This is a genomic window from Plantactinospora veratri (assembly GCF_036421995.1).
GTDB lineage: Bacteria > Actinomycetota > Actinomycetes > Mycobacteriales > Micromonosporaceae > Plantactinospora > Plantactinospora veratri.
In genome coordinates this window covers 143,275-156,179 of the sequence record NZ_JAZGQL010000006.1, presented here as the reverse complement: position 1 = coordinate 156,179, position 12,905 = coordinate 143,275, and the positions used below count along the sequence as shown (strand labels likewise).

The following is a 12,905-nucleotide window of genomic DNA, read 5'->3' as shown; positions in this document are numbered from 1 at the left end:
CGCAACAGGCCACGAAGGAGTCTTGAAAGATGCCGGTATCGGTCACCATGCCCCGGCTGGGCGAGAGCGTCACTGAGGGCACCGTAACCCGGTGGCTGAAGCAGGAGGGCGACCGCGTCGAGGTCGACGAGCCCCTGCTCGAGGTTTCCACCGACAAGGTCGACACCGAGATCCCCTCCCCGGCGGCCGGCGTGCTGGCCCGGATCGTGGTGAGCGAGGACGAGACCGCCGAGGTCGGCAGCGAGCTGGCGGTGATCGACGGCGACGGTGAGGCGGGCGGCGAGGCCCAGTCCGAGCCGGCCGAGGCCGAAGCGGGCCCGGCCGATGCCGTCCCGTCTGCCGATGCCGCGGAGCCGGCCGGCCAGCAGGAGCAGGCCGAGCAGCAGGAAGAGGCCGAGGAGCAGGAGCAGGGCGAGCCGGCGCCGGCGCAGGCCGCGCCGGCCGGCGACTCGGGCACCGTACTCAAGATGCCGGCGCTGGGCGAGAGCGTCACCGAGGGCACGGTGACCCGCTGGCTGAAGGAGGTCGGCGACACCGTCGAGGTCGACGAGCCGCTGGTCGAGGTCTCCACCGACAAGGTGGACACCGAGATCCCCTCCCCGGTCGCCGGCACCCTGCTCGAGATCCGGGTCAACCAGGACGAGACCGCGCCGGTCGGTGCCGACCTGGCGGTGATCGGTGCCGCCGGAGGTGCCGCCCCGGCCGCCGAACCGGCGAAGCCGGCACCGGAGGCCGCGAAGCCGGCGCCCGAGCCCGAGGCAGCCAAGCCCGAGCCCGAGGCAGCCAAGCCGGAGCCCGCCAAGCCGGCGGCGGAGGCGGCACCGGCGGCCGGTGCGTCGTACCAGACCCCGGCGCCGGAGACCGAGCGTTCCGAGCAGCCGTCCCGGACCGAGCGGGCGGCCCAGCCCGCCCCGACGGGTACCCGGCCCGCGCCGGCTCCGGCGCCCTCCGGGGAGAACGGTGCCGGGTACGTCACCCCGCTGGTACGCAAGCTCGCCAGCGACCAGGGCGTCGACCTCTCCACCGTCAGCGGTACCGGGGTCGGTGGCCGGATCCGCAAGCAGGACGTACTCGAGGCGGCGGAGCGGGCCCGGGCGGCCGCGCAGGCCCCGGCCGCCCAGCCGGCCGCGGAGGCCGCCGCACCGGCGCCGAAGGCGGCACCGAGCCCGCTGCGGGGCAGCACCCAGAAGCTGCCCCGGATCCGCGCGGTCATCGCCAAGCGGATGCAGGAGTCGCTGCACGAGATGGCGCAGCTCACCACCGTCGTCGAGGTGGACGTGACCAAGGTGGCCCGGCTGCGGGCCAAGGCCAAGGACACGTTCCTGCAGCGGCACGGGACCAAGCTGTCGTTCCTGCCGTTCTTCGCGCTGGCCGCCGTCGAGGCGTTGCAGACCTACCCGGTGGTCAACGCCCGGATGGACCTCGAGGCGGGGACGATCACCTATCCGGAGGCGGAGCACCTGGGCATCGCCGTCGACACCGAGCGCGGCCTGATGGTGCCGGTGATCCACAACGCGGGTGACCTGAACCTGGCCGGGATCGCCCGCCGGGTCGCCGACCTCGCCGAGCGGACCCGGACCAACAAGATCAGCCCGGACGAGATCGCCGGGGCCACCTTCACGCTGACCAACACCGGCAGCCGGGGTGCGCTCTTCGACACCCCGATCGTGCCGGCGCCGCAGTCGGCGATGCTCGGCACCGGCGCGGTGGTCAAGCGTCCGATGGTGGTCACCGACCCGCAGCTCGGCGAGGTGATCGTGCCGCGCTCGATGGTCTACCTGGCGCTCTCCTACGACCACCGGCTGATCGACGGGGCGGACGCCGCCCGGTTCCTCTCCGCGATCAAGGAGCGGCTGGAGGCTGCCCAGTTCGAGGCCGAACTCGGGCTCTCCTGACCGCACCAGCGTCTCGTACGGGGCGTCCGGCCATCGGCCGGGCGCCCCGCCGCCATTTCCGCCCCTATCCGCCCCCGCCGTTCCGACGGGACCTAGCCGACCTCGGCCGATCCGGACGCAGTGGGCGAAGATACAGGGATGCGTATCCTGATCGCCGGCGCGTCCGGTTGGCTCGGCACCCACCTGACCGATCGGCTCCGGGCCACGGGCCACGACGTCGTCCGGCTGGTCCGGCGCCGGACGCAGGGCCCGGACGAGGTGCGGTGGGATCCGGCCGCCGGTCAGCTCGACCCGGCGACCCTGGCCGACGTCGACGCGGTGGTCAACCTGGCCGGTGCCAACATCGGCGACCGGCGCTGGACTCCCGGCTTCAAGGAGGTGCTCCGGGCCAGCCGGGTCGACAGCACCGGGACGCTGGCCCGGGCGATCGCCGCACTGCCGGCCGAGCAGCGTCCCCGGACCCTGCTGAACGGCTCGGCGATCGGCTGGTACGGCGACACCGGCGACCGCCCGGTCGAGGAGGACGAGCCGGCCGGCGACGGCTTCATGGCGGACCTGTGCCGGGTCTGGGAGGCGGCGACCGGGCCGGCCGAGCAGGCCGGGGTACGGGTGGTACGCCTGCGCATCGGCCTGCCGCTGGAGCACACCGGCGGGCTGCTCAAGCCGCAACTGCTGCCGTACCGGCTCGGCATCGCGGGCAGGTTCGGCAGCGGGCGGCAGTGGATCCCGTGGATCTCGATGGCCGACTGGCTGGCCGCGATGACGTTCCTGCTGGACCGCGAGGACATTGCCGGGCCCGTCAACGTGGTCGGACCGGCGCCGGTGACCAACGCCGAGTTCACCCGGGCGCTGGGTCGGGCGTTGCACCGGCCGACCGTGATGCCGGTACCCGGGATCGCGCTGCGGATCCTGCTCGGTGAGCTGTCGATCGAGTCGCTGCGCAGCCTGCGGGTGCTGCCCGGGGTGCTGAACCGGGCCGGTTTCACCTATCGGCATCCGGACCTGCCCAGCGCACTGGAGGCGGCGTTGCCGGGCCGCTGAGCCACCCTGCCGAATCCGGATCGAGGCATGCGGGAGCCGCGAAACAGCCGACAAGGGCGAGAAGGTGTGTAAAGGTAGTTTCACCTTCCGTACCGGACAAAGCATCTGGCATCCGGACACCGTCGTGGCGGTCCGGCCGGGAAGGCGATCCGCGCCGCGAGCGGCGCCGCCAGGCTGGAGGCTCGATGACCGCCGAGGACCGGACCGGCCGACCGGCCGTCCCGCCGCCACCGCGCCGGGTGGTCGCCGCCGCACTCGCGCTCTCCGCCGGCCTGGCCGTCGGCGCTACGACGATCGCGACAGCCGGTTGGCCGGGCAGCCCGACCGGCATCACCGTCGCGGCGGCGGAACCCGGGGAGCCCGGCACCGTCACCTTCCGGGTGGTGCCCGTGCCGACGACCGCGGCACCGACGCCGCAGCCGCCCACTCCCCGGCCGGCTCCCTCGGACCACCTTCCGGTCACCGGCGGCGGTAATCCGACACCCGGTTGGCTGCCGGCGCTCGGCGCCATGCTGGTGCTGACCGGTGCCGTGACCGTCGTGGTCGCCCGCCGGTCCCGCCGCCCCGGCGGCGCGGGACCCACCGGATAGCCGGCCGGGCCCCGCGCCGGGCGGTCAGCGGGTCAGCAGTCGCGCAGCTCCGGCGACTGGTTGCGGATCTGGGCGAGCGGCGAGACGAACCGCTGGTACGTCGTACCGCCCACCGCCCCGGGCCGGAACGCGGCCACCCGGTGGCAGTTCTGGAACGCCAGGCGTACCCCGAAGTGGCGTTCGAGCCCGCCCCGGATGGCGTCGCTGGCCAGTGCGCGGAGCAGTTGGCCCCGCTCCGCCTCGCTCGGCGGCGGTACGGCGTGGTCGGCGTAGTCGGCCGTGGTCGCGTGGACCCGGGCCGACACCTCGGCGACCACCGCCCAGGCGTACGGCAGGGACCGCCGGACACAGTCGACGAACTCCTCGTCGTCGACCCGGCCGGCCTCGGCCCGCTCCAGCAGTGCGGCGGGTACGTCCAGGGACATCTTTCTCCTCCTGTCGTGGATTCGACCCGACCCGGGCTGGCTGGCCCGGACCGGCGGCTCATCTCCGACCGGCACCGTTCGGGGTGCCGGCCACCGGGTCGGTCAGCGAACCACCGCCCGCGACCCGGCCACCGCCCGCGACCCGTCCACCGCCTGCGGTCCGGGCAGGTAGTCGGGGTCCACCTGGCCGGCCAGGTCCTCGCCGACCCGGTCGTTCGCCCAGGCGGCCGCGTTGCGCAGGTGGAACTCCACCGCGTGCCGCTGGAAGGTCGCCCAGTCCTGCACCTGCTCGTCGACGGTGGCCCGGAGCAGGTCGAGCGCGGCCCGGTTGCCCGGCTCCAGCGCGTGCACCGGTGCCGGTACGCCCCGTTCGGCGCTGCGCACGTAGTCGGAGCGGGTCAGCCAGGTGAGCAGGTCGGCACCGACGTGCTGGCGCAGGAACTCCACGTCGTCCGCGTCGTCGACCTTGTTGCCGACGACGTGCACCCGGACGCCGTACTCCCGGGCGTAGCCGACGTACTGCCGGTAGACGCCGACGCTGCGCAGGGTCGGCTCGCAGACCAGGAAGGTGGCGTCGAACCGGGTGAAGAGCCCGGAGGCGAACGAGTCGGCCCCGGCGGTCATGTCCACCACCACGTACTCCCCCGGGCCGTCGGCCAGGTGGTTGAGCAGCAGTTCCACCGCGCCGACCTTGGCGTGGTAGCAGGAGACCCCGAGGTCGTCGGCGCCGAACGGGCCGGTCACCGCGAGCCGGACGCCGGCCACCTCGCGGACCACCGCCGCGTAGAGCGGGTTGTCGCCGTCGACCGGCAGCAGCCGGGAACCGCGCCCCGGCGGGGTGGTCTTGACCATCGCCGCGACCGAGGAGATCCGCGGGTTCTCGCCGCGCAGGTACTCCTTGATCTGCGGCAGGTGGTCACCGAGCGTCGGCAGCCGGGCCGCCTCCGCCTCGGTGGCGCCGAGCGCGGTCCCGAGGTGCTGGTTGATGTCGGCGTCGATGGCGAGCAGCGGCGGGGAGCCGCCGGTCGGGCCGGACGCGGCGAGGTGCCGGGCGAAGAGGGCGGCCAGGGTGGTCTTGCCGCTGCCACCCTTGCCGACGAACGAGATTTTCACGGTACGGATCCTCCGGTGCACTCTGCGAAGTTAATCCAATTGGAAATCATTTCCATTGAATCCGTCAAGCGGCCCGCTTCCTCGGCGTGTCGGGCCGGGGTTGGTAACCTCCGGCCCGTGCCGCACTCCCCGCCCGCGCTCGTCGGGCCGACCTCGCCCCCGTCGCCCCCGTCGCCCACGCCCCCGGGCGCCCGGCGGAGCCGCCGGACCGACCTGCTCGTCGCGCTGGTCGCGATCGTCGGAGCGGGCTGGGTCACCAGCGGACTCTGGCTCGACCCCAACGGGCGGGCGATCACCGTCAACTCCAGCGACCAGGCCCTCTTCGAGTGGCTGCTCGCGTACGGCGCGCACGCGCTCACCCACGGCCAGAACCCGTTCTTCACCGAGCTGGTGAACGTCCCGGACGGGGTCAACCTCGCCGTCAACACCTCGGTCACGGTCTATGCCGCCGTCTTCGCCCCGCTCACCTACACCGTCGGCGCCCCGGCCACCTTCCTGGTGATCCTCACCGGCAACATCGCCGCCACGGCGTTCGGCTGGTACTGGCTGCTCTCCCAGGAACTCGTCCGGAGCACCCCGGCGGCGGTACTCGGCGGGCTCTTCATCGGCTTCGCCCCCGGCATGGTCGCGCACGCCAACGCCCACCTGAACTGGAGCGCCGGCTGGGTGGTCCCGATGCTGCTCTGGGGCGTACTCCGGCTGCGCCGGCCCGGCCGGTGGCTCCGCAACGGGCTGCTGCTCGGAGTGCTGGTGGCGGTCGCCTTCTCGATCGCCGCCGAGGGGCTCTTCTTCACCGCACTGGCCTGCGCGGTCTTCTTCGGCACCTGGGCACTCGACCGGCACCGCCGGGCCGAGGCGCGGGCCGCGCTGCCGGACTTCCTGCGCGGGCTCGGCGTCACCGCGCTGGTGGCGTTCGGGCTGCTGGCGTACCCGCTGTGGCTGCACTTCCTCGGGCCGCAGCGGTTCCACGGCACCGGATTCGATCCGGTGATCCACGCCGAGGACATCGCCGCGTACGGGGCGTACCCGCAGCGGACCCTGGCCGGGGAGGCCGGGCTGGGCACCTCGCTGGCGCCGAACCCGACCGAGGAGAACTCCTTCCTCGGGCTGCCGCTGCTGGTGCTCGCCGTGCTCTGCTTCGTCGTGCTCTGGCGGCGTGCCGGCCTGGAGCGCCGGGCCACGGTACGGGCGATCGGGGTGACCGCGCTGGTCTTCGCCGTACTCTCCTGGGGCCCCCGGGTGAAGATCTTCGGTGCCCACACCGACGTCCCGCTGCCGTACGCCCTGCTCGGTCACCTGCCGGTCTTCAACGCCGCCCTGCCGTCCCGACTTGCCCTGGTGGTGGCCCCGCTGGTCGGACTGCTGCTGGCGCACACCGTCGACCTGCTCCGGGCCGCCCCGGTCTCCCGGCGGGCCGGGGCCGGCTGGACCGCCGGGTTCGCCGTGGCACTGCTGCCGCTGCTGCCGGTGCCGCTGCTCACCATCGCCCGGGAACCGATCCCGGAGTTCGTCACCGCCGGCACCTGGCGGCAGTACGTCTCGCCGGGCGGGGTGCTGACCCCGCTGCCGCTCACCCTCGACCTAGCCCCGGACGGGCAACGCTGGCAGGCGTACGCGCTGAGCCACCGGCAGGGCGAGTTCCGCATCCCGTCCGGCTTCTTCCTCGGCCCCGGTGGGCCGGACGGCCGGGGCCGGATCGGGCCGGTTCCCCGGGCCACCGACGCACTCCTGATGCGGGTCGCCGAGACCGGCGAACGGCCGGTGATCACCGACGCCGACCGGGCGGCCGCCCGGGCCGACCTGCGCCACTGGCAGGTCGAGGCGGTGGTGCTCACCGACCGGGCGCACGGGGCGAAGTTCCCGATCCACACCGACGCGCTGCGCGAGGTCACCACCGCGCTGCTCGGCCCCCCGGAGCGGGTCGCCGACGTCTGGCTGTGGCGCCTCACCCCGTGACGCCCCGGTGATCCCCGTGGCGCCCGGCCCGCCCGCCTCGGCCGGACGCCACGGTTCAGCCGGCCCCGGGATGCGCGGTGAGGATGCCGAGGGCGTAGGCGGTGGCGACCAGGGTGAGCATCAGCACCGCGACCCGACGGAACCGGCGGGCCAACCCGGGCAGCTCGGCCGGCAGGGCGAAGACCCGGCGCGGCCAGCCCCGCCAGGAGACCCACCAGAACAGGCCGGTCGCGGCGGCCAGCAGCACCGCCTTGCCGGCGACCGCCGCCCACCACCCGGCCGACCGCCCGCCCGCCAGCAGCACCAGGCCCAACCCGGTCACCCAGAGGACCCCGATCAGGCACACCACCGGCCACCGGTTGCCGTGCGCCAGCACCCGCTGCCCGTCCTCCACCCGCTCGGGGTCGTCGAACATCCGGGTCAGCTTCGGCTGCACCACGAAGAGGCTGTATGCCATCGAGCCCAGCCAGAGCGCCGCGACTCCGGCGTGCACCAGTACCGTCCCCGCCAGCAGCGCGTCCATCCGGGCATCATGCCCGCTCCGGCCCGACCCGGCGGAGGCGGTGACTCCGGCCACGAACCGGAGCGACCCGCCGGTAGCCAACTAAGCTGGAGCGGTGACCAGCACTGTTGCCGCGTTGACCAGCGTCCGGCTCGGGACGGTCGACTATCTGGCGGCCTGGGAGGAACAGCGTCGGGTGCACGAGGCGGTGGTCGCCGGGGAGCGCCCGGACACCGTACTGCTGCTCGAACACCCGAACGTCTACACGGCCGGCAAGCGCACCGAGCCCTGGGACCGGCCGATGGACGGTACGCCGGTGATCGACGTGGACCGGGGCGGCAAGATCACCTGGCACGGCCCGGGGCAGCTCGTCGGCTATCCGATCCTCAAGCTCCCCGGTGCGGACACCGGGCTGCCGGTGGACGTCGTCGCCTTCGTCCGGCGCACCGAGCAGTTGCTGCTCGACGTCTGCGCCGAGCTGGGCCTCGGCACGGCCATGCTGGTCGAGGGGCGCAGCGGGGTCTGGGTGCCGGCCGACGAGCGCGGGCCGGAACGCAAGGTGGCCGCGATCGGCATCCGGGTGGCCCGGGGCGTGACCCAGCACGGCTTCTCGATCAACTGTGACTGCGACCTCGCCGCGTACGACCGGATCGTCGCCTGCGGGCTGCGCGACGTCGGCGTCACCTCGCTCACCGCCGAACTGAACCGCCCCGTCACCACCGCCGAAGTGCTCCCGGTGGTCGAACGCCACCTCCCGACGCTGCTCCCCTGACGCAGGATCCCGCTACTTCCCCGACGTTGTGCCTTCCGCAGCCGGTGAAGCCACTACGTCAGGAAACAGGCCGACCTCCGCTCAGGGGGTGAGGCGGTGCGGGTCACGGGGGAAGGCGGCGGCTTGGCGGACGTTGGCAAGGGCGAGTAGCTGGGTGACCATGCGTTCCAGGCCGATCGCGAAGCCGCCGTGCGGGGGCATGCCGTGCCGGAACGCGTCCAGATATCCGGCGTACGGCTCGACCGGCTCGCCCCGTTGCGCGAGTGCGGCCAGGTAGTCGGCGTACCGGTGCAGCCGCTGCCCGCCGGTGACCAGCTCCACACCCCGGAACAGCAGGTCGAACCCGTTCGAGTACGCCCGCGTCGGGCCGCCCGGCGGGTTCTGCCCGGCGGCCGGGTGGGTGTAGAAGGGGCGCTTGGCCAGCGGATAGCCGGTGACGAAGAGGAAGTCCGAGCCGTGTTCGGTCCGGGCCCACTCCCCGAGCGCACGCTCGTGCGCGGGTGCGAGGTCGGGCTCGTCCGGTGGCGCCCCGGCGATGGCCAGCGCCTCGGCGAAGTGCACCGCCGGGATTTCGGCCGGTACCACCGGGAGCTGTGCCGTCGGGGAGTCGGTGAGCCGGCCGAGCATCCCGGCCAGTACCTCGCGGAGCAGCCGCATCACGTCCCGGTGGTCGGTGATGAAGCCGAACTCGACGTCCAACGAGGTGTACTGGGTCAGGTGCCGGGTGGTGTCGTGCGGCTCGGCCCGGAACACCGGCCCCACCTCGTAGACCCGCTCCAACACCCCGACCAGCATCTGCTTGTAGAACTGCGGCGACTGGGCCAGGTAGCCGGGCCGGCCGAAGTAGTCGAGCGCGAAGACGTTCGCGCCGCTCTCGGTCGCGGCGGCGACGAGTTTCGGGGTGTGCACCTCGACGAAGCCGAGCCGGTCGAGGGTGGCCCGGAACCCGGCCACCAGGGCGGCCGAGACCCGCAACGCCGCCGAGCGGATGGGATGACGCAACGCCACCGCCGCGTGGTCGAGCTGGGTCGGCAGGGTCGCGGTCAACTCCGGGCGGTACAGGTCGAAGGGTGGCGGCACGGCCGGGTCGCCGAGCGGTCGTACGGTCGGGTCGACCAGCTCGACCCCGGCGGGCGCGGCGGGGTTGCCGACCACCCGGCCGGTCACCTCCAGCACCGACTCCTCCGGCAGGTCGGCCAGCCGGGCCCGCAGGTCGGCGTCGGTCACCACCACCTGGGCGAGTCCGGCGGCGTCCCGCAGGATCAGGAACGTCACCGACTTGAGCTGCCGGCGCCGGTGCACCCAGCCGGCGGCGGTCACGGTCGCGCCGACCTGCGCCGGCAGGGACGTGGAAAGGACCCGTGGCAACTGCGTTCACTCCTGTCGCGTGTCGCGACGCGCGCCCGAGGCGGACCGCGCCGTGAGACCCCGGGGAGTGTGGGCGAGCGGGAACTCGCGGTGCCACCACACCTTCACCGCCGGCGGTACGGCCGGCGGCCTCGTTCGTAGCCCTTGACGCGGGCCGGACGGCGGGTTCTACCGGGCGCCGGGGCGCCGTTCTTCCCGCAGCTCGGGAGGGTCTTCCCAGCCCGGCCGGAGATCACCTTCCAGCGACGGTGACTCTCTGGACTCCGGTTGTCGGGTGGTACTCGGCTCCGTCAACGCTCTGCCCGGACGGTAGCCGAGGCGGGTGGCGTGTTGACACCGAATATCCGCCTCCGGCGCCGTCCGCGTCGCCGGAGGGCGGCGTGAGTGGTATCACCTGGTCCGGCACGTGAGTCCGGTCGCCTCTGGTCGATCGGCCGACCCCTTGGCGCGTAGGCTCGGATTCGTGACCATCGAGCACTCCGCGCCATCCCCCGCCGCCGATGCCGGAGGGGTGAGCGTCGTGACCGCACCGGAGATCCGTACCGGCAATCCTGTCGCGCCGGAGGGGCGTCGGCTGCTGCGGGTCGAGGCCCGCAACGCGGAGACGCCGATCGAGCGCAAGCCGCCGTGGATCAAGGTCAAGGCGAAGATGGGGCCCGAGTACACCCAGCTCCGTGGGCTCGTCTCCCGGGAGGGTCTGCACACCGTCTGCCAGGAGGCCGGCTGCCCCAACATCTACGAGTGCTGGGAAGACCGGGAGGCGACCTTCCTGATCGGCGGTGACCAGTGCACCCGCCGGTGCGACTTCTGCCAGATCGACACCGGCAAGCCGGCCGACTTCGACGCGGACGAGCCGCGCCGGGTCGCCGAGTCGGTGGTCGCGATGGGGCTGCGGTACGCCACCGTCACCGGGGTGGCCCGGGACGACCTGCCGGACGGCGGCGCCTGGCTGTACGCCGAGACGGTCCGGCAGATCCACGCGCTGACCCGGCGGGATCGGCCGGCCGGTGCCGACGGTGTCGCCGAGGGCGCCCTGGAGGGACTGCCGCACTGCGGGGTGGAGTTGCTGATCCCCGACTTCAACGGCAACCCGGAGCAGCTCGCCGAGGTCTTCGGCGCCCGGCCGGAGGTCCTCGCGCACAACGTCGAGACGGTGCCCCGGATCTTCAAGCGGATCCGTCCGGCGTTCCGCTACGAGCGCTCGCTGGACGTGCTCACCCAGGCCCGGGCCGCCGGGCTGGTGACCAAGTCCAACCTGATCCTCGGGCTCGGCGAGGAGCGCGAGGAGATCTCCCAGGCGCTGCGCGACCTGCACGCGGCCGGCTGCGAACTGGTCACCATCACGCAGTACCTGCGGCCGACGCCCCGGCACCACCCCGTCGAGCGGTGGGTCCGCCCGGAGGAGTTCGTCGAGCTGCGCGAGGAGGCCGAGGAGATCGGCTTCGCCGGGGTGCTGAGCGGGCCGCTGGTGCGTTCGTCGTACCGCGCCGGCCGGCTCTACCAGCAGGCCGTCGAGGCCCGGACGGTGCCGGCCGCCAGCACGGCCGGGTAACGTCCGGCGCGATGGTCCGGTAACCCTCGCCGCGGTTCCCGGCGGGACTTCGGCGGCGGTGCCGCCAGGCTCTTTTCACCTTCACCCGGCTCGCCCACGCGCGGTGGCGAAGCGCGCTCCGCCTGTCGCAGCGTGTTAGATTCCGGCCGTCAGCCGGGAGGTGCTTGCCGGCAACACGTCGAAGGTGATGAATAGAAGCATGACAGCACCCCACACCGTGATCATCGGCGCCGGCCCCGCCGGACTGACCGCGGCGTACGAGCTGACCAAGCGGACCGCCACCGTCGAAGTGTTCGAGGCCGACGACGTGGTGGGCGGGATCAGCCGTACCGTCGAACGCGACGGCTGGCGGTTCGACATCGGCGGGCATCGCTTCTTCACCAAGGTGCCCCAGGTCGAGGCGCTCTGGCACGAGATCCTGCCCGCCGAGGACTTCCTGCTCCGGCCCCGGATGAGCCGGATCTACTACCGGGGAAAGCTGTACGACTATCCGCTCAAGGCCAGCAACGCGCTGCGCAACCTCGGCGTCGTCGAGGCGCTGCGCTGCGTCGGCTCGTACCTCTGGGCCAAGGTCGCCCCGCCGAAGGACCAGTCCCACCTTGCCGGCTGGGTGACCGCCCGGTTCGGCCGGCGGCTCTTCGAGCACTTCTTCAAGACGTACAACGAGAAGCTCTGGGGCGTACCGGCGACCGAACTCTCCGCCGACTGGGCGGCGCAGCGGATCAAGAACCTGTCGCTGTCGAACGCGGTACTCAACGCGCTGCTGCCCCGGCGCAACCAGAAGGACATCACCAGCCTGATCGAGGAGTTCAACTATCCGAAGCACGGCCCCGGGATGATGTGGGAACGCTGTGCCGAACTCGTCGAGAAGCGCGGCGGCCGGGTCATCCTGAACACCGGGGTCACCGCCGTGCACCGGGCCGGCGGCCGGGCGGTCGCGGTCACCGTCGCCGGGCCGGACGGGTCGCGCCGGGTCGACGCCGACCACGTGGTGTCGTCGATGCCGATCTCGCACCTGGTGCTGGCGATGGACCCACCGGCCCCACCGGCCGTACGCGCCGCCGCGAACGAGCTGTTCTACCGCGACTTCCTGACCGTCGCGCTGGTGGTGCCGGCCGAGTTCAGCTTTCCGGACAACTGGATCTACATCCACGCCCCTGAGGTGAAGGTCGGGCGGATCCAGAACTTCGGCTCCTGGTCGCCGTACCTGGTCAAGGACGGCCGGACCTGCCTCGGACTGGAATATTTCCTCAACATCGGCGACGAGCTGTGGAACAGCCCGGACGCTGACCTGGTCGCCCTCGGCACCGCCGAGTTGGAGCGGCTCGGCCTGGTCCGTCCCGGCTCGGTCGAGACCGGCTACGTCGTCCGGATGCCCCGCGCCTATCCGTTCTACGACTTCGCCTACAAGGAGAACGTGGCGACGATCCGCGACTGGCTCGCCGCCGAGGCGCCGAACGTGCATCCGGTCGGCCGCAACGGGATGCACCGCTACAACAACGCCGACCACTCGATGATGACCGCGCTGCTCTCGGTGTCGAACATCCTGGACGGCACCGACCATGACGTGTGGACGGTCAACGTGGAGGAGGAGTACCACGAGGAGAAGGGCCCGGGCGAGCACGGCACCGGCCGGGCCGCCCCGGTGCTGCCCCGCGACCCCGTCCCGAGCTGAGTTAGGAAGGGCCCCT

Annotated in this window: 11 protein-coding genes; 7 read left to right on the top strand and 4 right to left on the bottom strand. The window is 72.9% G+C overall.

The window, feature by feature from the left end:
- Positions 1–29 precede the first annotated feature (29 nt).
- The 3 genes from sucB to V1634_RS10105 all read left to right on the top strand — a co-directional run bounded on the left by sucB (position 30) and on the right by V1634_RS10105 (position 3,526).
- Complete coding sequence (gene sucB, locus V1634_RS10115; RefSeq protein ID WP_331207496.1) at positions 30–1,895, top strand: 2-oxoglutarate dehydrogenase, E2 component, dihydrolipoamide succinyltransferase; 1,866 nt, start codon at positions 30–32, stop codon at positions 1,893–1,895.
- 138 nt (positions 1,896–2,033) lie between these two features.
- Positions 2,034–2,936, top strand: a complete 903-nt coding sequence (locus tag V1634_RS10110) for a TIGR01777 family oxidoreductase (protein ID WP_331207495.1) — start codon at positions 2,034–2,036, stop codon at positions 2,934–2,936.
- A 185-nt stretch (positions 2,937–3,121) separates the two neighbouring features.
- Positions 3,122–3,526 (top strand): hypothetical protein, encoded by a 405-nt coding sequence (locus V1634_RS10105; protein WP_331207494.1) that lies wholly within the window; start codon positions 3,122–3,124, stop codon positions 3,524–3,526.
- Positions 3,527–3,558: 32 nt separating this feature from the next.
- On the opposite strand, the gene V1634_RS10100 is transcribed toward V1634_RS10105, so the two are convergent.
- Positions 3,559–3,951: an SCO5389 family protein gene (locus tag V1634_RS10100; protein ID WP_331207493.1), complete on the bottom strand. Its 393-nt coding sequence runs from the start codon at positions 3,949–3,951 to the stop codon at positions 3,559–3,561.
- Positions 3,952–4,053: 102 nt separating this feature from the next.
- The gene (locus V1634_RS10095) at positions 4,054–5,064 is read right to left on the bottom strand and encodes an ATP-binding protein (RefSeq protein WP_331207492.1); all 1,011 of its coding nucleotides are present in this window, start codon (positions 5,062–5,064) and stop codon (positions 4,054–4,056) included.
- Positions 5,065–5,181: 117 nt separating this feature from the next.
- Between V1634_RS10095 and V1634_RS10090 the strand changes: the two genes are divergently transcribed.
- On the top strand, positions 5,182–7,020 hold the full coding sequence (locus tag V1634_RS10090) for a DUF2079 domain-containing protein (RefSeq protein WP_331207491.1): 1,839 nt from the start codon (positions 5,182–5,184) through the stop codon (positions 7,018–7,020).
- Positions 7,021–7,075: 55 nt separating this feature from the next.
- Here V1634_RS10090 and V1634_RS10085 read toward each other — a convergent pair whose 3' ends face one another.
- Entirely contained in the window at positions 7,076–7,543 is a 468-nt protein-coding gene (locus tag V1634_RS10085; RefSeq protein ID WP_331207490.1) for a hypothetical protein, read from the bottom strand.
- A gap of 94 nt (positions 7,544–7,637) precedes the next feature.
- Between V1634_RS10085 and lipB the strand changes: the two genes are divergently transcribed.
- Positions 7,638–8,294 carry a lipoyl(octanoyl) transferase LipB gene (gene lipB, locus V1634_RS10080; RefSeq protein ID WP_331207489.1) on the top strand — a complete coding sequence of 219 codons (657 nt, stop codon included), beginning with the start codon at positions 7,638–7,640 and terminating at the stop codon, positions 8,292–8,294.
- Positions 8,295–8,375: 81 nt separating this feature from the next.
- Here the strand turns inward: lipB and aspS are convergent, their stop codons facing one another.
- Positions 8,376–9,662, bottom strand: a complete 1,287-nt coding sequence (aspS, locus tag V1634_RS10075; protein WP_331207488.1) for an aspartate--tRNA(Asn) ligase — start codon at positions 9,660–9,662, stop codon at positions 8,376–8,378.
- 463 nt (positions 9,663–10,125) lie between these two features.
- Here aspS and V1634_RS10070 point away from each other — a divergent pair, with 463 nt between their 5' ends.
- Complete coding sequence (locus V1634_RS10070) at positions 10,126–11,214, top strand: lipoyl synthase (RefSeq protein ID WP_407951747.1); 1,089 nt, start codon at positions 10,126–10,128, stop codon at positions 11,212–11,214.
- A 199-nt stretch (positions 11,215–11,413) separates the two neighbouring features.
- The gene (locus tag V1634_RS10065; protein WP_331207486.1) at positions 11,414–12,889 is read left to right on the top strand and encodes an NAD(P)/FAD-dependent oxidoreductase; all 1,476 of its coding nucleotides are present in this window, start codon (positions 11,414–11,416) and stop codon (positions 12,887–12,889) included.
- Positions 12,890–12,905 lie beyond the last annotated feature (16 nt).